This window comes from Limosilactobacillus pontis DSM 8475 (genome assembly GCF_001435345.1).
Taxonomy (GTDB): Bacteria; Bacillota; Bacilli; order Lactobacillales; family Lactobacillaceae; genus Limosilactobacillus; species Limosilactobacillus pontis.
Window position 1 is genome coordinate 1 of sequence record NZ_AZGO01000022.1, and the last position, 1,876, is coordinate 1,876.

Consider the following 1,876-nt stretch of genomic DNA (forward strand, 5'->3'; position numbering starts at 1 on the left):
TGATGGGTTTTTCTGTCCACTTAAATGTTCAACTTAAATTTTACAATCTGCCATATGGAAACAGTAGTAATCACCGGAGCAACCTCCGGAATTGGCCTCAGCACGACCCGCCTCTTCCTGAATAAGGGGTGGAGCGTGATGATGGCCTCCAACCAGCAGGAGCAGGGCGAAAAGCTCTGTCAGGAATTTGCCGACCAGTTTGGCACCGACCGGGTCGCTTTCACCTACACCGACGTCAGCGATGCAGCCAGCGTGGCGGCCCTGTGCGACGCCACCTTCGATAAATTCACAACGGTAACCTCCCTGGTCAACGATGCCGGGATCGTTGTCTCAGGAAGGCTGCACGAGGTCACCGAGCAGAACTGGAACCGGGTTTTTGCGGTCAACGTGACCGGGACCTACCTGGTCAGCAAGGCCTTCCTACCGGCGATGATCGCCCAGCATCGGGGCACGATTGTCAACATCTCCTCGATCTCAGGGTTGGCGGGGGACTTCAACATGGTCGCCTATAACGCCACCAAGGGCGCGATCGTTAACATGACCCGGGCGATGGCGATGGACTACGGCCCGGACGGCATTCGGGTCAACAGTGTGGCGCCCGGGCCAACCGAGACACCGCTGTTCCCGGCCGACCAGATTGACCGTTTCAGCAAGCACAGTCCACTGGGGCGGATCGTCCAGCCCGAAGAAATCGCTCAGGCGGTCTACTTCGCGGCGACCCCGGCCTCCAGCGCGATGACTGGGGAGAATATCCCGATCACGGCCGGCTTCGAGATTGGCACCGGCCAGCCGGCCAAGTAACACGTCAAGAATTGCGGACCCGCTCGTTGGTTTTAAAATGGGCGGGCCCAGCTTATCAAAGGAGGGATGCACGATGGCAACCTATATTCGCCGGGCGACCAAGGAAGACCTGCCCGCCATCATGGCGATCATCGCCCAGGCCAAGGAATTTCTGAAGGACAACGACAACCCGCAGTGGCAGGACGGCCACCCAACGACGGCCATGATCACCGCCGACATCGACCACGGATACAGCTGGGTCCTGATCGACGGTGACCGGGTGGTGGGGACTGCCGACCTCCAGCTAGCACCAGAAGCCAACTACGAGGCGATCCAGGACGGCGCCTGGGCCCAAGTCGACGAGCCCTATGCCATCATCCACCGGGTGGCCATCGGGGCCGCAGCCAGTGGCCACCACCTCGGCGAGCTGATGTTCTCCAACCTGATCACCGTCGGCCGCCTGCAGGGGATCCGGAACTTTCGCTACGACACCCACCGCAAGAACATCCCGATGCAAAAACTGGGCAAGACCCTGGGCTTTGTCGAGCGGGGGACCGTCTACATTCAAGACGAGACCGACGCCGAGCACCTGGGCTTTGAGCTCAACATTCAATAAAGGAGGACCAAATTATGACAATTCGTAGGAAAATCGTCCGCACGGTAGTGGTATTCATCGCTCAGACCGTGGTTACCAAGCTGGTTTACCGGTTTATGAAGGAACCGACCACTCGTCGGCGCCGGATGCGCTGATTTCGGCAATTTAGCCGTGCAGGTCAGCCGGGTTATGGTATAGTTAAGGTAATTCTTTAAGCAAAGTGAGGGAGAACAATGGCTAAGTACACGGTTGAATTAAGTGAAGAAGACCTGCAAATGATCAAGGACTGTCACTCCAAGAACCCTTCCATCATGAAGGCCATGGAGGAAGCCAAGAAGGTTGAAGACTAATCCTTCAATGACGATAAAATAAAAGACTCGCTCAATTGGGCGGGTCTTTGTCTTTATATAGGGGGCGAATTTACAATTGAAATGCAACACAAAGTAAAAAAATAAACCCATACCGGGTAGAATATGTTTAACGACCAAATCAAACAATTCG

2 protein-coding genes are annotated in these 1,876 nt (G+C 55.8%); both read left to right on the forward strand.

Translation table 11 applies throughout. From position 1 onward, the window contains the following. The first annotated feature begins 54 nt into the window (after positions 1-54). Complete coding sequence (locus FD34_RS01470; protein ID WP_057806094.1) at positions 55-801, forward strand: SDR family NAD(P)-dependent oxidoreductase; 747 nt, start codon at positions 55-57, stop codon at positions 799-801. 73 nt (positions 802-874) lie between these two features. Further along, positions 875-1,396 carry a GNAT family N-acetyltransferase gene (locus FD34_RS01475; RefSeq protein WP_057806093.1) on the forward strand — a complete coding sequence of 174 codons (522 nt, stop codon included), beginning with the start codon at positions 875-877 and terminating at the stop codon, positions 1,394-1,396. Positions 1,397-1,876 lie beyond the last annotated feature (480 nt).

Bases quoted from the DNA above. Each gene is read 5' to 3' on its own strand.
- FD34_RS01470 (WP_057806094.1), top strand. From the start codon at position 55: ATGGAAACAGTAGTAATCACCGGAGCAACCTCCGGAATTGGCCTCAGC.
- FD34_RS01475 (WP_057806093.1), top strand. From the start codon at position 875: ATGGCAACCTATATTCGCCGGGCGACCAAGGAAGACCTGCCCGCCATC.